This is a genomic window from Limimaricola cinnabarinus LL-001 (genome assembly GCF_000466965.1).
GTDB classification, from domain to species: Bacteria; Pseudomonadota; Alphaproteobacteria; order Rhodobacterales; family Rhodobacteraceae; genus Limimaricola; species Limimaricola cinnabarinus.
The window spans coordinates 11756-29560 of sequence record NZ_BATB01000008.1 but is presented as its reverse complement, the minus strand read 5'-3'; the positions used below and the strand labels follow the sequence as shown (position 1 = coordinate 29560).

The following is a 17805-nucleotide window of genomic DNA, read 5'->3' as shown; positions in this document are numbered from 1 at the left end:
GCCCGGAACGTCGATTGGCCCGCACGCGGCAGGCGACTCAGGCGCAGACTAGACCGATCGGTTCAGAGGCGCAATCACGCGGCCTCGGCCTCTTCGGACTGCTGGCGCGACCAGAGCTGCGCATAGCGGCCCTCTTGCGCCAAAAGATGCTCGTGAGAGCCCGATTCCACGACTTTCCCGGCTTCCAGCACCACGATCCGGTCCGCATCCGCAATCGTGCTCAGCCGATGTGCGATGGTGATCACCGAGCGCCCCTGCCCCATGGCGCGAAGCTGGCCTTGGATCTCGCGCTCGGTGTCGGTGTCGAGCGCGCTCGTCGCTTCGTCCAGAAGCAGGATCGGCGGGTCCTTGAGCAGGGTGCGGGCGATGCCGACGCGCTGCTTCTCTCCGCCCGAGAGCTTCAGGCCGCGCTCGCCCACGGTGGTGTCGTAGCCTTGGGGCAGCGACAGGATGAAGTCGTGGATCTGCGCGGCGCGAGCCACCGTTTCGATTTCCTCGCGGGTGGCTCCCTCGCGGCCATAGGCGATGTTGTAGAGGATCGTGTCGTTGAAGAGCACCGTGTCCTGCGGCACCACACCGATCTGCGCATGCAGGCTGTCTTGGGTGACGTCGCGCAGATCCTGCCCGTCAATCCGGATCGCACCGCCTGTCACATCGTAGAAGCGGAACAGCAGCCGCCCGATCGTCGATTTGCCCGCCCCCGAGGAGCCGACGATGGCGACGGTCTCGCCGGGCTTCACCGTGAAGGACACGCCCTTGAGGATGCCGCGCGCGGCCTCGTAGTCGAAGCGCACATCGTCGAACACGATCTCGCCGCGCGGCACGGCGAGCGCCGCAGCACCAGGCCGGTCGGTGACCTCCGGCGGCTGGTTCAGAAGCTCGAACATTTCGCCCATGTCGATCAGCGCCTGCCGGATCTCGCGGTAGACGGTGCCGAGGAAATTGAGCGGCATGGTGATCTGGATCATGTAGGCGTTGACCATGACGAAATCGCCCACCGTCAGCGCGCCGTTCTGCACCCCGATGGCGGCCATGACCATGACGATGACGAGACCGCTGGTGATGATCAGTGACTGGCCGAAATTCAGGAAGGCGAGCGAGTAGTTGGTGCGCACGGCGGCAGCCGCATATTTCTCCATCGCGCCGTCATAGCGCATCGCCTCGCGGTTCTCGGCGCCGAAATACTTGACCGTCTCGAAGTTGAGCAGGCTGTCGATCGCCTTCTGGTTGGCGTCGGTGTCCTGATCGTTCATCTGCTTGCGGATCTTCACCCGCCACTCGGTCACCTTGAAGGTGAAAGCGACGTAGACGACGATCGTGCCAAGCACGGCCACGAGATACCACACATCGAACAGGAAGAAGAGCACGACCGCGACGAGCAGCAGTTCAAGGATCAGCGGCCCGATCGAGAACAGCAGGAAGCGCAGCAGGAAATCGACGCCCTTCACGCCGCGTTCGATGATCCGGCTGAGACCGCCGGTCTTGCGTCCGATGTGGTAGCGCAGGCTCATCGCGTGGATGTGCCGGAAGGTGCGCAGCGCCAGCTTCCTCAGCGCCCGTTGCCCCACGGGCGTGAACACCACGTCGCGCAACTGCTGGAAGCCGACATTGGCGAGCCGGGCGAGGCCATAGATCAGCGTCAGCCCGGCCGCACCGATCGCCAGCAGCATCGCGGCGCTTTCGCCTTCGCCCGCCAGCGCGTCGACGGCGGCCTTGTAGAAGAGCGGCGTGGCCACCGCGATCAGCTTGGCCACGACCAGGAGCGAGACGGCCAGCACGACGCGGCGCTTCACCCAGCCCTGCCCCTCGGGCCACAGATAGGGCATCACCTGCCGGATCGTGTCCCAACCCTGCACGGGCTGCCCCGAGAGGTTGGCGTCGGTCTTGGACAGGCGTCGCATCGGCGGGCTCCGGGCTGGCGGCGGCGGTTCAACCTAGGACGCGGCCGCCCTGATGGCCAGACCGGGCCGGTCGGTGGGCCTCTGACCGGTTGAGCCGCGCCGCGCCGCGTTCTACGACAGAGCGACACAACCCGGAGACCGCCCATGCCCATGTCCACTTTTTCCGCCTCCGTCTGCGTGTTCTGCGGCTCGCGTCCCGGGCTGCGTGCCAGCTACGAGACCGCGGCGACGGAGACCGGCGAAATGCTCGCGCGCCAGGGATGGCGGCTGGTCTATGGCGCAGGGGATGTGGGTCTTATGGGGTCTGTCGCGCGCGCGGCGCAAGGCGCGGGTGGCGCCAGTTTAGGTGTGATCCCGCGCCACCTCGTCGAGGCCGAGATCGGCAAGAGCGATCTCGATACCTATGTCGTCACGGAGACCATGCACGAACGCAAGAAAGTGATGTTCATGAACGCCGATGCGATCGTCATGCTGCCCGGCGGTGCGGGATCGCTGGATGAATTCTTCGAGGTGCTGACATGGCGCCAGCTCGGCCTTCACGACAAGCCGATCCTGCTGCTCGACATCGATGGCTACTGGCAGCCCCTGCGCCAGCTGATCAACCACGTGATCGACGAGGGATTCGCGAATGACAGCCTCAAGAGCTTCATCCACTACGTCTCCAGCGTGAAGGCTCTCGAAAAGGCACTCGCGGAGACGCTGTCGGCCTGAAGGGGGCGCGGTCGAGGCGCCCCCCTTGGCGTTCGACCCGTTCAGCCCGCGATCTCGTTAGCGATGGCCTTTTCGATTTCGGCGACGGGGTGGTTGGTGAGGGTCTTGGGGATCTCGGCCACCACCGTGTCGGCCACCTCCTTGTGCAGTTCGGGACGCAGCACACCCAGCACATGCGGGCTCGCCACGATCACCAACTTGTCGAACCGGCCCTTATGGACATGCCGATAGAGGAGATCCGCAAGGTCCGAAGCAAAGCGATCCTTGGCAAGCTGGTGAAAGTCGGTCTCGTCCAGCGCAGTGCGCTGACCGGGGCCGCCATCGGCCTGCCGCCCGGCCTTGTCGGTCGCCTGAGCGCGATCCGGCGGGTTCTCCTGCGCCTCCTTGCGCACGACCTGCAGGTTCGGATGCTGGGCGTCGGTGGTGTTCTCGAGGATCAACGCCTTTTCGCCATCGGCGACGAGAACCCAGGTTCCATTGTCGATCCGGGCCATCAATCGGGGTCCTTCTCGTCGCTCTTGCGCACGCGGGTGACGCCGGGGTCGTCCTGCTCGGCGCGCTTGAGATCGTCGCGCGTGCCGACCTTTCGGGTCAGGTCGCCGCCTTCACGACCCGGCTGGCCGCCCGCCCCCGCCTTGTCCTCTTCACTGACGTAAGCCTCGGTCTCACGGGTCCCGTCCTTGGATCTCGCCCTCTCAGCCATCGAAGCCTCCTTTGGTTGCATGCAGAGGAAACGATCCGTGACGGCGCGGGTTCCGGAAACGAAAAGGCCCCCACGGTCTCCCGCGAGGGCCTCGGGGACGCGGCAGCGCCGCGACGCCTCACATGCGCGAGGCGACGTTCTCCCAGTTCACGAGGTTGTCGAGGAAGTTGGAAATGTAGGCGGGACGCTTGTTGCGGTAGTCGATGTAGTAGGAGTGCTCCCACACATCGAGACCCAGAAGCGCGGTCTGTCCGAAGCACAGCGGGTTCACGCCATTCTCGGTCTTGGTGACCTTGAGGCCGCCATCCGCATCCTTGACGAGCCACGCCCAGCCCGAGCCGAACTGGCCCGCGCCCGCGGCGGCAAAGTCTTCCTTGAACTTGTCGACCGAGCCGAAGCTGTCGGTGATCGCGCTCTCGAGCTCGCCCGGCATCTTGCTCTGATCGGGGGTCATCATCTCCCAGAACTGGTTGTGGTTCCAAAGCTGGGAGATGTTGTTGAAGATGCCGTTCTGCGCCACCGACGACTTGTCATAGGTGCCGCGGATGATCTCTTCCATCGACTTGCCGTCCCATTCGGTGCCGGCGATCAGCTTGTTGCCGTTGTCGACATAGGCCTTGTGGTGCAGGTCGTGGTGATACTCGAGCGTCTCCTTCGACATGCCCTTGGAGGCGAGCGCGTCGTGGGCGTAGGGAAGGTCGGGAAGTTCGAAAGCCATGTCGGTCTCGCTTTGCTGCCAGTGGTGGATTTGCGCCACATAACAGAACCCCTGCGCCCCAAAGGTCAATGGGACAGCCGGGAAATTCCGAGCGCTGGCGCGCGGCCACAAGCGTGACCGAAACCGTTCGACGACCCAAGCTCGGGCGGTGGGCCCGCCATGAGAAAGGGCGGCGACCAGACCGGCCGCCGCCCGAAAACCGGCGCGCGTAGAAACGAGCGCGGCTGTCTTACTGAACCACCTCGGCTTCGCCCTCGACCTCGATGGTCTCGGTCGCGTCGATCTCGGAGTCCACCTCGGCCTCGGCTTCGGCTGCGGTATCTTCGACTTCGACGGCGGTCTCGTCGATCTCGGCCTCGACGGCTTCACCGGCATCCTCGATGCTCTCGGCAGCCGACTCGGCGCCTGCATCGACGTTGATGTTGGTTTCCTCGCCGACCATGTCGGCGTTGTCCACATCGGTGCCGCCCGCAAAGAGCCAGTACAGCACGATCACGGCAACCACGAGACCACCGACGATGAGGGCGATCGACGTGCCACCTTTCTTCGGCGGCGGGTTGACGTTGTTGTTGTTGAAATTCGGGTCGGACATGCGTGATGCTCCGTTATGTGTCATTTGACGGGCCAACGTCACCCGCTCGGGCCGGTTCCTCTCCAGTTCAAATTTTTGTGGCTCAGGGATCCGTTATCACATGGAACCAGGTGAGGCTTTCGCAGGATTGCCACGCTCGGCGCGACCACCTGTCGCCGGTCCGGGGCTTTCTCGGAAAGCCCTGTCACGATAGGAAGTCCGCAAATAGGAGTGTCGCATGCTGTTCTGGATCATAGCGGTCGGGTTGTCCGTGGTCGTTGCCGTGGCGCTGGCGGTGCCGCTGCGCCAGGCACACGCAATCGAAGAGGCCGCACCGGACGTCGCATTCTATCGAGCCAGCTGGCCGAGGTCGAAGCCGATCGCGGTCGCGGATTGATCTCCGCCGAGGAAGCCGAGCGCGCCCGTGCCGAGATCGCCCGCCGTCTCATCGCCGCTGATCACGTGCGGCAGGGGAAAACCGTGGAGCGGGTCCGGCGCGGTCCGGTGCTGCCTGCCGCCGTCTTCGGGGCGGTGCTGGTGATCGGCGGCGCGCTTGTGCTTTATACCGACCTCGGGGCCCCCGGCATCCCCGACCAGCCGCTGGGCGGCAGGATCGCGGCGGCACAAGAGTTGCGCGAGGCGCGCCCCTCGCAGGAGGCCGCGGAAGCCATGATGCCCGCCTCCCCCGTCGATGCGCCGCAGGACTATCTCGACATGGTCGCGCAGTTGCGCGCGGCGGTTCCGGATCGTCCCGACGACCTGACCGGTTGGGAGCTACTGTCGCGCCACGAGGCCGCCTTGGGCAATTACGCCGCCGCCGCGCGCGCGCAGGAGCGGGTGATCGCGCTCAAGGGCGACGCCGCGGAGTACGAGGATCAAGTGGCGCTGGTGGACCGGATGGTGGCGGCTACCGGCGGCCTCGTGACGCCGGAGGCCGAGGCGCTGCTCGCCCGGCTTCTGTCCGAGCGGCAGGACGCCGAAGGGCCGCTTTACTACATGGGGCTGCTGCAGGCACAGGTCGAACGGCCCGACCTTGCCTTTCGCTACTGGAAGCGGGCGATCGATGAGGGCGACCCGGCCTCGCCGCATGTCGAACTGGCGCGCACCCAGATCGACCGCGCCGCGGCACTGGCGGGGGTCGAATATACCCCGCCCGCCCTGCCCGGCCCCAGTGCGGCGGATATCGCCGCGGCGCAGGACATGAGCGCCGAAGACCGCGACGGCATGATCCGAGGCATGGTGGAGGGGCTGTCGGCGCGTCTGGCGGAAACCGGCGGCTCTGCCTCCGAATGGGCGCGCCTGATCCGGGCGCTGGGCGTGCTGGGCGAGCGCGAGCGCGCAGCGCAGATCTGGGCCGAGGCGCAGGGGGTCTTTGCCGACACGGACGGTCTGGACGAGATCCGCGAGGCCGCCCGCGCGGCGGAGGTGGCGCAATGATCTTCGAAACCGCGGAAGAGTTCGCTGCCGCCCTGCCGCGCCACGGCGCGCTTGCGGGGCTCGACTTCGGCACCAAGACCATCGGCGTGGCCGTCTCGGACGGGCTACGCTCGGTCGCCACCCCGCTCGAGACGGTGATACGCAAGAAGTTCACGCTCGACGCCGCGCGGCTGCTGGAGATCGCGCAAGGGCGCACCGTCGCGGGCTTCGTGCTAGGGCTGCCGCGCAACATGGACGGCTCGGAAGGCCCGCGCGCCCAATCGACGCGTGCCTTCGCGCGCAACCTGTCGCGCCTCACCGAGATCCCGATCGTCTACTGGGACGAGCGCCTCTCGACCGTCGCCGCCGAGCGCGCCCTGCTCGAATCGGATCATTCGCGCAAGCGCCGGGGCGAGTTGATCGACGCGGTGGCGGCGGGATACATCCTGCAGGGCCTGCTCGACCGGCTCGGCTACATGGCGCGGTCATGAGCGACGAGGTCTGGCAGCGTGCCGAGATAGAGAGCCCTTGCGTGAAGCTCTGCGCGATCCATCCCGAGACGCGGCTCTGTCTGGGCTGCGCGCGCTCCATGGACGAGATCGCCGCATGGGGCCGGATGGTACCGGAAGAGCGCGCCCGGATCATGGCCGAGCTGCCGACCCGCGAGGCCGCGCCCAAGGGGCGGCGCGGCGGCCGCAAAGCCCGGCTGGAGCGTTAGATCATCGCCTTGCGCAGCATGTTGAGCGCCACGAGGATCAGAAAGCCGCCGAACACCCGCTTGAGCCGCTTTGCATCGGTGCGGTGCGCCAGAGCAGCGCCCAGAGGAGCCGTCAGCAGTGTCATCGCGATGACGATGAGAAAGGCGGGCAGGTTCACCGATCCCAGCGTCATCGGCGGCGCGGCCCCGGCGGGCAGCGGCGTCAGCAGAAACCCGATGACCGAAGGCAGCGCGATCAGCAGCCCGAACCCCGCCGCCGTCGCCACGGCGCGGTGGATGCTCATGCCGTAGAGCGTCATGATCGGCACGCCGAAGCTGCCGCCACCGATGCCCATGAGCACCGACAAGAACCCCACCACCGGCGACATCGCACCCCGTGCCACGCCGCCCGGCATCGTGTCGCCAAGTCGCCAGTGGCTGCGTCCGAACACCATGTAGAGCGACACGCAAAGCGCCAACCCGCCGAAGATCAGCTGCAGCGTCACCGTGCGCAGTTGCGCCACGACGAACACACCCGCGAGCGCGCCCACCGCGATCCCCGGCGCCCAGCCACGCAACACCGACCAGTCGACCGCCCCCTTGCGGTTGTGGCTCAGCACCGAGCGGGCCGATGTGACGATGATCGTGGCGAGCGATGTGGAAAGGCAGATCTGCATGAGCTGCGGCGTCTCGTAGCCCAGCGCCGCGAAGGCGTAGAAGTAGGCGGGCACCAGCACGATGCCGCCGCCGACCCCCAAGAGCCCCGCGAGCACGCCCGCGAAAGCGCCAATGGCGAGCAGCATCGCTCCCATGGAAAGAAGCAGCATGGTATCAGGCATCTGGCGCTCCGGCTCGGTTCGCCACAGCGATGCCCGGCCCGGCGATCCTCGGCAAGGGGTCGCGCGCCGGCTTACGCCGCCTGTTGCAGGTCCTCGACCCGTTGCAGCGCCTCGAGAACCAGCTCCGGCCCCGCGCCTGGCCGTGACGCCCCCTCCGACAGCACTCGCCTCCAGCCGCGCGCGCCGGGACGCCCGGCGAACAACCCCAGCATGTGGCGCGTCACTTGATGCAGCCGCCCGCCATCCGCGAGATGCCTCTCGATATAAGGCAGCATATCGCGCACCGCGTCCTCGGCGCGCGTCACCGCGCCCTCGCCCCAGATACGTTTGTCGGCATCGCCTAGGATGTCGGCAGGCGAATGATAGGCGGCGCGGCCGATCATCACCCCGTCGAGCCCTGAGGCGAGGAAGCTCTCGGCTTCGTCCAGCGTGCCGATGCCGCCGTTGATCGAGAGGTGCAACCGTGGAAATTCGCGTTTCATCCGCAGGACCAGATCATAGTCGAGCGGCGGTACGTCGCGGTTTTCCTTGGGGCTGAGCCCTTGCAACCACGCCTTGCGGGCATGGATCGTGAACCGGCTGACGCCTGAGGCCGCGACGGTTTCAAGGAAGCGCGGCAGGACCTCTTCGGGCACCTGCTCATCGACGCCGATGCGGCATTTCACGGTCACCTCGACCGGGCTGGCCGCGATCATTTCGGCGCAGCACTCCGCGACCAGTTCGGGCCGGGTCATCAGAACCGCGCCGAACGCCCCCGACTGCACCCTGTCGGAGGGGCAACCACAGTTGAGGTTGATCTCATCATAGCCCCGCTCCGCCCCGATCCGCGCCGCCTCGCGAAGATCTACCGGATCCGATCCGCCAAGCTGCAGAGCCAGCGGGTGTTCCGACGCGTCGAAACCGATCAGCCGGTCGCGCTCGCCGTGAATGACGGCAGGGGCCGTGACCATCTCGGTGTAGAGCAGGGTCCTGTGCGACAGCAGCCGGTGCAGATACCGGCAATGCCGATCGGTCCAATCCATCATCGGAGCGACCGAAAGGCGCGCGGCCGTAGCCAGCCTGCCATTCACTTGCTTCATCGCCTCTGCCGCATTCCGCATCGCGCAGCTTTCTCATTCTGTTCAGGTCGATCGGAACCGGCATCCGCACTCGGGGCGGCGGGGACAGGCCCGCATGATCCGCCGTGGGGCCGCGAGGCGCTTTTCTACCAGTCCGGTGCGCAACCCGCAAACACTCTTGCCGCGGTGACCCGTTCGGCCTTCTTGGGGCCAATGCGCCGCGCCCACAGCCGGGTTTCAGCTTGAGGGAACCTGCCGAACCGGCCGCTCCCTCCCGAGCCGCGCTGCGGCCAGTGCGCTCGCGCCGACCATCGCCGCCGCCGTGCCGAGACAGGCGGGCAGTCCGCCGATCTGGTAAGTCAAACCCGACAGGAGCGTGCCCAACAGCCGCCCGGCCGCGTTCGACATGTAGTAGAAGCCGACATCCATGGTCACCCGCTCCGAGGTCGAGAAGGCGAGGATCAGGTAGGAGTGCAGCGAGGAGTTCACCGCAAAGAGCGCCCCGAACACCAAGAGCCCCGCGACCACGATCAGGGTAAGCCAGCCCGCCGGTGCCCCGGCGATCCAGACCAGAGCCGCCAGCGCGGCAGGCACGACGAACAGCGCCAGCGCCCAGCGGCGCGCCTCGCCGACCAGCGCGGCCTCGGACCGCTCGGTCGCGCGCAACAACCGCGGTGCCCAAGCCTGCACCGCGCCGTAGAGGATGGTCCAGACGGCCATGAAACTGCCGATCATGAAGAAGGCCATGCGGTTGCCCGCTTCCGAGCCATCGGAAAGCACTGCGTAGAAATAGATCGGAATGCCGACCACGAACCAGACGTCGCGCGCGCCGAACAGGAACAGCCGCGCCGCCGAAAGCCAATTAATGTTGGGGTCCTTGGAGAAGACCTCCAGGAACTTCGCGCCCTTGCGGCCCTGCGGCAGGCCCGAGGGCATGCGAAGCAGGATGACGACAAGGACTACCGCCAGGGCGGCGGCCATCGCCAGCACCGATGGCACGAAGCCCACGAGCCCCAATAGCGCCGCGCCGAGCAGGAAGCCCAGCCCCTTCACGGCGTTCTTCGAGCCGGTCAGCACCGCGACCCAGCGGAACAAGCCGCCCTGCCCTTTTGGCGCGAGGATCTTGACCGCGCTCTTGGCGCTCATCTTCGTGAGGTCCTTGGCGACGCCGGACGCGCCTTGCACCGCCATCACATAGGCGACCGATGCCCAGAGCCCCCAGCCCGGATCGAGCGCCGACAGCGCCAGAAGCGCCGCGACTTGCAAGCCGAGCCCCGCATAAAGCGTCGATGTCAGGCCAAAGCGCGCCGCGATCCAGCCCGCCGAGAGGTTGGTGACGACGCCAGCGATTTCGTAGAGCAGGAACAGGTAGGCCAGCTGCACCGGCGAGAAGCCGAGCGTGTGGAAATGCAGCAGTACCAGCATCCTGAGCGCGCCGTCGGTGAGCATGAAGGCCCAGTAGGCGGCGGTGACCGCGATGTAGGCGGAAAGCCCCTCTGGCCGGGCGGTCACAACCGTCCCCCCACCATGCGCGCCACGTCGACGAGACGATGCGCATAGCCCATCTCGTTGTCGTACCACGCATAGATCTTCACCTGCGTGCCGGCGATCACCATGGTCGAGGGCGCATCGACGATCGAGGATCGTGTGTCGTTGACGTAATCGGCCGAAACGAGGGGGCGGGTCTCAAACCCCAGTATTCCGCTAAGCGGGCCCTCGGACGCCTCGCGCAAAAGGGCGTTCACCTCCTCCACCGTGGTCTCGCGCTCGACCTCGAACACGCAGTCGGTGAGCGAGGCGTTCAGGAGCGGCACCCGCACGGCATGGCCGTTCAACCGCCCCTTCAGCTCCGGGTAGATCAGCGTGATCGCGGTGGCCGAGCCGGTGGTGGTCGGGATCAGCGAGTTGAGCGCCGAGCGGGCGCGGCGCAGGTCCTTGGCGGGCCGGTCGACGATGGTCTGGGTGTTGGTGACGTCATGGATCGTGGTGATCGAACCATGGCGGATGCCCAAGCCCTCATGGATCACCTTGACCACCGGGGCGAGGCAATTGGTGGTACAACTCGCCGCCGTGACGATGTCATGCACCTCGGGGTCATAGGTGTCGTCGTTGACGCCGTAGACGATGTTAGCGGTGGGTCCGTCCTTTACCGGTGCGCTGACGATCACCTTCTTCACCCCGGCGGCGAAATAGGGTGCGAGCTTCGCCTCGGTCTTGAAGACGCCGGTACAGTCGATCACCACGTCGACGCCGTCGAGCGGCAGATCCTCGATGCGCTTTTTCGCGAGGACCGGCAGGCGCGTGCCGTCGATGGACAGGCTGTCCTCGTCGGCCACGAAACTGGCGGACCAGCGGCCATGCACGCTATCGAATTCCAGCAGATGCGCATGCATCGCCGCATCGCCCACGGCGTCGTTGATCCAAGCGATCTCGGCACCGCTGTCGAGGAGCGGGCGCAGGGCGAGCTTTCCGATCCGGCCGAGGCCGTTCAAGGCATAGGTGGTCATTGCGGTTCCTTCCGGGTCGGGATGTCGTCGACGGCGCGCTGGATCGCGATCCGATCGAGCGCCGTAAGGTTGAGCGTGGTGAGCAGATCGATGCGCCGCCGCAGCGCGCCATAGACCTGATGATAAATCAATCGACGCTCCGGCTCGGTACCGGTCGCCTTCACGGGGTCGGGCTGGCCCCAATGCCCGGACACCGGCTGGCCGGGCCAGCCGGGACAATCCTCGTTGGCGGCGCGGTCGCAGACCGTGAAAACGAAATCCAAGGCGGGCGCCTCGGCCCCCTGAAACTCCGACACGTGCTTGGCCCGCAGGCTGGCGGTCTCATGGCCATTCGCCTCCAGCACCTGCACGGCCAACGGGTTCAGAACCGACTGCGGCGTCGTCCCGGCGGAAAAGGCGCGAAACCTGCCGCCGCCGGTGTCGCGCAGGAGCGCCTCCGCGAAGATCGAGCGCGCCGAGTTGCCGGTGCAGACGAACAGGACATTGTAGGGGCGTGAGATCATGTCGGAAACTCCGAAAGTGGACAGGTCGGCTGGAGCGGCGCGCAGGGCCGGGCGGCTGCGGCAGCAATCCTCGATCAGGTAGCCGAGCAATCCACCCGCCTGCTCCATATCGGCGCGGTAGAGCAAGGAGCGGCCGTGCCGGAGCTGTTCGATCAGCCCGGCATGGCGGAGGGCCGAAAGATAGGAGGACAGCGTGTTGGCGCGGGTGTCCAGCACCTCCGCGATTTCACCTGCGGGGACCGCGTCCGGGTAGCGCCGCATGAGCATCCGGAACACCGCAAGACGTTGCGGGTGGGCGAGGGCAGCCAGTCGTGTAACGTGAATCGATTCCATATTTCGAGAATACTCGAATTATGGATTTTGGAAAGCGTGTATTGTGTGAGAACGCTGATTTTTGCGCGCTTGCCGATTTTGAGCCGAGTAGTTCGACGTCTCGGCCTGCTCGATGGCCTGAATGAATGTGGTGCGGACTTGGCCGGCCGAGACACCTATCTAGCTGTTTGTCTGCCGCCTCCGGTCGTCATTGCGCACGAGATATGTTTTCATTCTCCGTCGATACGGGCCCCGTCTGCTCCTAGATCGGCTTCATGCGCTTTTGGGTTCGCCTCGCCACGGTCTGCTTGTCGCTGCTCCTGCTGATCGGCGTGCTATTGCATGACGTCGCGGGTGCCCGAACGTCGATCGACATGGCAACTTCCACCCTCATGAACCAGCAGGACGATCTCGGCCCCGCCTGCACACAGGACGCAACCAAGCAGATGACCTGCAATTTCGACTGCACCCCCCACTGCTCTTCACCGAGATCTCCATGGCGATCCAGCCGCGGGCCGTCGTTGCGACCGATCTCGCCTGGCCCGCCAATATGGCAATTCAAATGCGCCAGCCGGACGTCGACGCTGCTCCGCCCCGAACCAACATCCCGAGCTGACCGGTTGCACCGCTTGAGTGACGGCCCGTTTTTCTAGTGAATGTATGAAAGGGATGATGTCGATGATGAACGGACCGATGATGGGCGTCATGATGGCCGGTGGCGGGGTCGTCCTGCTGCTGGTGCTGACCCTGCTCGTGCTGAGCCTGATGGCGCTGGTCAAGTTCCTCAGGAGCCCGCGGTGAGACGCGGGTTGGCCATCGGCCTCGCCTCGGGCCTTCTTGGCGCCGCCGCGATCGTGGCGGTGGCCCAAGGGCTGACAGCGGAGGACCCGCAGGGCGCGGCATCGGCGGAGATCGCAGGGCTCTCCGTCCTCGGAGAACCGGTCACGCGGGAAATGGTCGAACAGGGCGCCGCGATCTATGCCGAGAGCTGCGCTGCCTGCCATGGCGCGAAGCTCGGAGGGCAGACCGACTGGCGCCGCCGGACCGAGGACGGGCGCATGCCCGCCCCGCCGCATGACGACAGCGGTCACACCTGGCACCACGCCGACCGCGATCTCTTTACCATCACCAAGCATGGTGTCGGTGCGGTTGTCCCCGGCTACGAGAGCGACATGCCGGCCTTCGCGGGCCTGCTGAGCGACGACGAGGTCAAGGCGGTGCTGGCCTACATCAAGACGAGCTGGTCCGAGCGCGAGCGCGGCTTCCAGGCCGAAGTCTCGGCCGGGGCCGAGAGCTCGCCTTGAGCCGACAATGCCCTATTGGATCGCGCGGATCGCGGGGTAGCTCGCTCGGAAGGCCGCATAAGTCTTGTCGAAGTCGGCCCTGAGGCCCGCCTCGGGCTCGATGGAGGCGCCGATGGCGGGCCGCAGCATGACGTTCTCGGGCGCCACGCCCATCGCAGCGATCAGACCGAGGCGGGCCGCGCCCAGCGCCGCACCGAATTCGCCGTCCTTCGGCAGGTCGAGCGGCACGCCGAGCACGGTGGCGATGAGGCGCAGCCAGTACCGCGACCGCGTGCCGCCGCCGATCGCCATCAGCCGGTCGATCCGCGCGCCGGAGGCCTTCAGCGCCTCATGCGAATCGCGCAGGCCGAAGGCCACGCCTTCGAGCACGGCGCGGGTCAGGTCGTCGCGGGTGGTGTCGGCGCCGATCCCGGTAAAGCTACCACGGATCTCGGCGTCGTTGTGCGGCGTCCGTTCGCCCGACAGGTACGGCAGGAAACGCACCCGGCCCGGCGGCAACAGCGTATCGCCCAGCGCCCCCGTCAATTCCGCGGCACCCGTCCCGGTGATCGATGAGAGCCAGATCAGGCTGTCGGCGGCCGAAAGCATCACCCCCATCTGGTACCAGCGCTTCGGCACCGCGTGGCAGAAGGTGTGCAACGCCGTCTCCGGCGCAGGGCAGTAGCCGTCGCGCGCGGCAAGCAGCACGCCCGAGGTACCGAGCGACAAGAAGCCCTCTCCTTCCGACAGCGCCCCGATGCCGCAGGCTGCGGCGGCGTTGTCGCCCGCTCCGCCCGCAACGGCGACGGCGCCGTCGAGACCCCATGCGGAGACAAGATCGGCGCGCAGTTCCCCGGCCCTTTCGCAGCCCTCCACGAGGCGCGGCATCTGATCGCGGCGCATGTGCCCGGCCCCGAGCAGCGCGTCGGACCAGTCCCGCGCACCAGTGTCGAGCCATGAGGTGCCGGCGCTGTCGGACATGTCGGCGACATGCGTGCCGGTGAGGTAAAGGTTGAGATAGGCCGCGGGCAGAAGCACCTTGGCGACGCGGGCATAAGCCTCGGGCTCATTCGTGCGGACCCATTCCAGCTTGGGCGCGGTAAATCCCGGGAAAACGATGTTGCCCGACAGGGCCCGCACCCCCTCGGTGGCATCGAGTTGGGCGGCCTCGGCATGGGCGCGCGTGTCGTTCCACAGGATGCAGGGGCGGATCACCCGGTCCTTTGCATCCAGAAGCGTGGCGCCGTGCATGTGCCCGGCGACGCCGATGCCGCGCAGACCGGCAAAGGCGGGATGCGCCGCGCGCAGATCGGCCACGGCCCCTTCGAGCGCGGCGATCCAGTCCGCCGGGTCCTGCTCGCTCCAGCCCGATCGCGGATGCGCCGCCGCATAGTGACGCTCAACAGCGCCCATGGGCACGCCCTCGTCATCCACGAGAAGGGCGCGCAGTCCGGAAGTGCCGAGGTCGATGCCGAGATAGCTCATGATGCGGTGCGATCCTGTGATGAGGCGAGGCCCAAGCAATAGCCCGAGCCCCGGACGCATGCCAAGCGCGTCTCCCGTCGATTCGCCCCGACGCGGGATCGCATCCGCGACATCCTGTCGCTCCGATGGCAGCAGGACCGAAATAAAGCGCTCCGAGGCGTGCGAAAATTCGGCGTCACGTCTGGTCGTCACGCTTCGCTTTCGCGATAGTGCGCGCCATGTCGCTTTTCATCATCGTCCTCCTCCCGTTCCTCGGCGCGCTGCTGCCAGGCCTGATGATCCGGGCCGGTCGCCAAGCCTGTTTCACCGCCACCTTCCTCGTCACGGCGCTGGCCGCGATCGGGCTGCTCACGCATCTGCCCGCCGTGCTGCGCGGCGAGACGGTCTCGGCCCGGCTCGACTGGATGCCGGGGCTCGGGCTCAACGTGAACCTGTTCCTAGATCCCTTGGGCTTCATGTTCGCAGCATTGATCCTCGGGATCGGCCTGCTGATCATCGCCTATGCGCGCCACTACCTGTCGCGCGACGACAACATGGGCGAGTTCTTCAGCTACCTACTGCTGTTCCAGGGCGCGATGGTGGGCATCGTACTGTCCGACAACATCCTGCTCCTGCTGATATTCTGGGAGCTGACCTCGCTGTCCTCCTTCCTGCTGATCGGGTTTTGGAAGCATTTGCCCGAAGGCCGTCAGGGCGCGCGCATGGCGCTCACCGTGACCGGCATGGGCGGGCTGGCATTGATCGGCGGCATGCTGATGCTGGGGAGCATCGTCGGAAGCTATGATCTGAGCGTGATCCTCGAGCAGCGCGAGCTGGTGCAGGCCTCGCCGCTCTATCTGCCCGCCTTGCTGTTGATTCTTCTGGGCTGCTTCACCAAATCGGCGCAGTTCCCGTTCCATTTCTGGCTGCCGCACGCCATGGCGGCCCCGACGCCGGTCTCGGCCTATCTGCACTCCGCGACGATGGTGAAGGCGGGATTGTTCCTGCTGGCGCGGCTCTGGCCGGTCCTGTCGGGTACGCCCGAATGGGTGGTGATCGTGTCGTCGGCGGGCCTCATCACCATGGTCCTCGGCGCGGTGATCGCGCTGTTCAAGCACGACCTGAAGGCGCTCCTGGCCTTTTCGACCGTCTCGCATCTCGGCCTCATCACCTTTCTTCTGGGCACCGGCACGGCGTTCGGCGCGATGGCGGCAGTGTTCCACATCCTGAACCATGCAAGCTTCAAGGCAGCGCTGTTCATGACCGCAGGGATCGTCGATCACGAGGCGCATACCCGTGACATGCGCCGTCTGGGCGGCCTGCGCCACCTGATGCCGATCTCCTTCGCGATCGCGACGCTGGCGGCGCTGTCGATGGCGGGCATCCCGCTGCTGAACGGCTTTCTCTCCAAGGAGATGATGCTCGAAGAGGCGACGCATACGACGCTGTTCGGTATGCCGATGCTGGTCACGGTCGTGGCGACGATCGGCGCGCTGTTCTCCGCAGCCTATTCCTTTAGGCTCATCGCGCATACCTTCCTCGGGCGCGAGCGCGACGATTACCCGGCGCATCCGCATGACCCGAATCCCGGCATGTGGCTGCCGCCTGCTCTTCTGATCATCCCCGTGGTCGGCGTCGGCCTGTTTCCTGCGCTGGCCGAGCCCTTCGTGAAGCTCGTCACCGGCGCCGTGATCGGCGGCGCGGCCGAGATGCCCGACGCGCATCTCAAGATCTGGCACGGGCTGACCCCGGCGCTGGCCATGTCGGCCATTGCGGTGCTGGGCGGCGCGGTGCTGCTGGCGGCCTTCGCGCCGCTGTCGCGGGTCTGGGAGGCCGCGCGGCGGCCCGAGGCCAAGCACATCTTCGACAGGCTCATCGACGTGTGCGTGCGGGCGCCCGGCGCGTCACGCTGGGCCTGCATGACGGGGCCTTCACTCGCTATGCTGCGATCATGGTGCTGACGGTAGTGGCCGTGGGCGCGCATGCGTGGTTCTCTGGGACCACCGGCACCGAGACCCGCCGCCCGCTGCTTCCGGTGACACCGATCGCCGTCGCCGCATGGGCGATGCTGATCGCCGCCACTGGCTTTCTCGTTGCGGCGCATCGCAATCGCCTCGCCGTGCTGATGCTGATGGGAATCATCGGCCTGATGGTCTCGGTTGGCTTCAACCATTTCTCGGCGCCCGATCTCGCTCTGACGCAGATCTCGGTCGAGGTGGTGACGATCATCCTGCTGCTTCTGGCGCTGAACTTCCTGCCCAACACCACGCCCAACGAATCCGGCGCGCTGCGACGGACGCGTGACGCGATCATCGCGGGCGCGGGCGGCATCGCCGCGACCGCGCTGACATGGACCATCCTGTCGACCGAGTTTCCGATCGCGCCGATCTCGGACTATCACCTCGCCAACTCCTACAAGGGCGGCGGCGGCGACAACGTCGTCAACGTGATCCTCGTGGATTTTCGGGGCTTCGACACCTTCGGCGAGATCATCGTGCTCGGCATCGCGGCCCTTGTCATCTACGCGCTGACCGAGGCGCTGCTCTCGAGCACGGTGCGCCGCCGCCTGCTTAACCGCGGCTACGAGGAAACGCAGGCCGGCGACGCGCATCCGCTGATGATGGTGGTGCTGACGCGGGTGATGATGCCGGTGATCCTGATGGTCGGCGTCTACATCTTCCTGCGCGGGCACAATTCGCCCGGCGGCGGCTTTGTCGCGGGCCTCGTCGTGGCCATCGCGGTGGTGACGCAATACATGGCCAGCGGCTTTGCATGGGCCGCGCGGCGGCAGCGCTACCCCTATCACGGGATCATCGGCGCGGGCGTCTTCGTCGCCGGTCTCACCGGCATCGGCGCCTGGCTCGCGGGCCAGCCTTTCCTGACATCGGCCTTCGGATATTTCCGCATCCCGCCGATGGAGGAGTTCGAGCTGGCCACCGCCATGGGCTTCGATCTCGGCGTGTTCCTCGCCGTGGTCGGCGCGGTGATGCTGTCGCTCGAAAGTTTCTCGCGCCTGGGCTACAGGGCCGGGACGGAAACCTCCGATCACGCGATGGATATCGACCCTTCGCGCGACGAAGAGCTCACCCCGGCCGCAGGCGAACAAGGCAAGGTTATCTGAC

General features: G+C 66.5%; 18 protein-coding genes and 1 pseudogene. 8 read left to right on the top strand and 11 right to left on the bottom strand.

Annotated elements, in window-relative coordinates:
- Positions 1-74: 74 nt before the first annotated feature.
- Complete coding sequence (locus MBELCI_RS04935) at positions 75-1901, bottom strand: ABCB family ABC transporter ATP-binding protein/permease (RefSeq protein WP_021693056.1); 1827 nt, start codon at positions 1899-1901, stop codon at positions 75-77.
- 144 nt (positions 1902-2045) lie between these two features.
- Between MBELCI_RS04935 and MBELCI_RS04930 the strand changes: the two genes are divergently transcribed.
- The gene (locus tag MBELCI_RS04930; RefSeq protein WP_021693055.1) at positions 2046-2612 is read left to right on the top strand and encodes an LOG family protein; all 567 of its coding nucleotides are present in this window, start codon (positions 2046-2048) and stop codon (positions 2610-2612) included.
- A gap of 41 nt (positions 2613-2653) precedes the next feature.
- On the opposite strand, the gene MBELCI_RS04925 is transcribed toward MBELCI_RS04930, so the two are convergent.
- The 4 genes from MBELCI_RS04925 to MBELCI_RS04910 form a co-directional block, all read right to left on the bottom strand.
- Positions 2654-3106, bottom strand: coding sequence for a host attachment family protein (locus MBELCI_RS04925; protein ID WP_021693054.1), 453 nt, complete (start codon positions 3104-3106; stop codon positions 2654-2656).
- Positions 3106-3315 carry a hypothetical protein gene (locus tag MBELCI_RS04920; RefSeq protein WP_021693053.1) on the bottom strand — a complete coding sequence of 70 codons (210 nt, stop codon included), beginning with the start codon at positions 3313-3315 and terminating at the stop codon, positions 3106-3108. The genes MBELCI_RS04925 and MBELCI_RS04920 overlap by 1 nt, the downstream gene beginning before the upstream one ends.
- A 118-nt stretch (positions 3316-3433) precedes the next feature.
- On the bottom strand, positions 3434-4033 hold the full coding sequence (locus MBELCI_RS04915) for a superoxide dismutase (protein ID WP_021693052.1): 600 nt from the start codon (positions 4031-4033) through the stop codon (positions 3434-3436).
- 229 nt (positions 4034-4262) lie between these two features.
- Positions 4263-4625 carry a hypothetical protein gene (locus MBELCI_RS04910; protein WP_021693051.1) on the bottom strand — a complete coding sequence of 121 codons (363 nt, stop codon included), beginning with the start codon at positions 4623-4625 and terminating at the stop codon, positions 4263-4265.
- A gap of 217 nt (positions 4626-4842) precedes the next feature.
- On the opposite strand from MBELCI_RS04910, the gene MBELCI_RS21485 reads away from it, so the two are divergent.
- From MBELCI_RS21485 to MBELCI_RS04895, 4 genes are read left to right on the top strand one after another with little or no spacing between them, the layout of a single operon-like run.
- The gene (locus MBELCI_RS21485) at positions 4843-5001 is read left to right on the top strand and encodes a hypothetical protein (protein ID WP_235047573.1); all 159 of its coding nucleotides are present in this window, start codon (positions 4843-4845) and stop codon (positions 4999-5001) included.
- Positions 4950-6041, top strand: a complete 1092-nt coding sequence (gene ccmI, locus MBELCI_RS04905; protein ID WP_235047572.1) for a c-type cytochrome biogenesis protein CcmI — start codon at positions 4950-4952, stop codon at positions 6039-6041. Before MBELCI_RS21485 ends, ccmI begins: the two co-directional genes overlap by 52 nt.
- Positions 6038-6511 (top strand): Holliday junction resolvase RuvX, encoded by a 474-nt coding sequence (ruvX, locus tag MBELCI_RS04900; RefSeq protein ID WP_021693049.1) that lies wholly within the window; start codon positions 6038-6040, stop codon positions 6509-6511. Before ccmI ends, ruvX begins: the two co-directional genes overlap by 4 nt.
- Complete coding sequence (locus MBELCI_RS04895) at positions 6508-6738, top strand: DUF1289 domain-containing protein (RefSeq protein ID WP_021693048.1); 231 nt, start codon at positions 6508-6510, stop codon at positions 6736-6738. The genes ruvX and MBELCI_RS04895 overlap by 4 nt, the downstream gene beginning before the upstream one ends.
- Here the strand turns inward: MBELCI_RS04895 and MBELCI_RS04890 are convergent.
- From MBELCI_RS04890 to MBELCI_RS04870, 5 genes are all read right to left on the bottom strand, one after another.
- Positions 6735-7556: a sulfite exporter TauE/SafE family protein gene (locus MBELCI_RS04890; protein WP_021693047.1), complete on the bottom strand. Its 822-nt coding sequence runs from the start codon at positions 7554-7556 to the stop codon at positions 6735-6737. The genes MBELCI_RS04895 and MBELCI_RS04890 overlap by 4 nt on opposite strands.
- Before the next feature lie 71 nt (positions 7557-7627).
- Positions 7628-8635 carry a tRNA dihydrouridine(20/20a) synthase DusA gene (gene dusA / locus MBELCI_RS04885; RefSeq protein ID WP_045319740.1) on the bottom strand — a complete coding sequence of 336 codons (1008 nt, stop codon included), beginning with the start codon at positions 8633-8635 and terminating at the stop codon, positions 7628-7630.
- Positions 8636-8851: 216 nt separating this feature from the next.
- On the bottom strand, positions 8852-10126 hold the full coding sequence (gene arsJ / locus MBELCI_RS04880) for an organoarsenical effux MFS transporter ArsJ (RefSeq protein WP_021693045.1): 1275 nt from the start codon (positions 10124-10126) through the stop codon (positions 8852-8854).
- Positions 10123-11121, bottom strand: coding sequence for an ArsJ-associated glyceraldehyde-3-phosphate dehydrogenase (locus MBELCI_RS04875; RefSeq protein WP_021693044.1), 999 nt, complete (start codon positions 11119-11121; stop codon positions 10123-10125). The genes arsJ and MBELCI_RS04875 overlap by 4 nt, the downstream gene beginning before the upstream one ends.
- Complete coding sequence (locus tag MBELCI_RS04870) at positions 11118-11957, bottom strand: arsenate reductase/protein-tyrosine-phosphatase family protein (protein WP_045319728.1); 840 nt, start codon at positions 11955-11957, stop codon at positions 11118-11120. The genes MBELCI_RS04875 and MBELCI_RS04870 overlap by 4 nt, the downstream gene beginning before the upstream one ends.
- Positions 11958-12608: 651 nt before the next feature.
- Here MBELCI_RS04870 and MBELCI_RS22240 point away from each other — a divergent pair.
- Both MBELCI_RS22240 and MBELCI_RS04860 read left to right on the top strand, forming a co-directional pair.
- Complete coding sequence (locus MBELCI_RS22240; protein WP_268744175.1) at positions 12609-12737, top strand: hypothetical protein; 129 nt, start codon at positions 12609-12611, stop codon at positions 12735-12737.
- The gene (locus MBELCI_RS04860) at positions 12734-13240 is read left to right on the top strand and encodes a c-type cytochrome (protein WP_021693041.1); all 507 of its coding nucleotides are present in this window, start codon (positions 12734-12736) and stop codon (positions 13238-13240) included. The genes MBELCI_RS22240 and MBELCI_RS04860 overlap by 4 nt, the downstream gene beginning before the upstream one ends.
- A 12-nt stretch (positions 13241-13252) precedes the next feature.
- Here the strand turns inward: MBELCI_RS04860 and xylB are convergent, their stop codons facing one another.
- On the bottom strand, positions 13253-14704 hold the full coding sequence (gene xylB, locus MBELCI_RS04855) for a xylulokinase (RefSeq protein WP_045319739.1): 1452 nt from the start codon (positions 14702-14704) through the stop codon (positions 13253-13255).
- 218 nt (positions 14705-14922) lie between these two features.
- Between xylB and MBELCI_RS04850 the strand changes: the two are divergent.
- Positions 14923-17804 (top strand): annotated as a pseudogene (locus tag MBELCI_RS04850) (monovalent cation/H+ antiporter subunit A).
- The last annotated feature ends 1 nt before the right edge of the window (position 17805 follow it).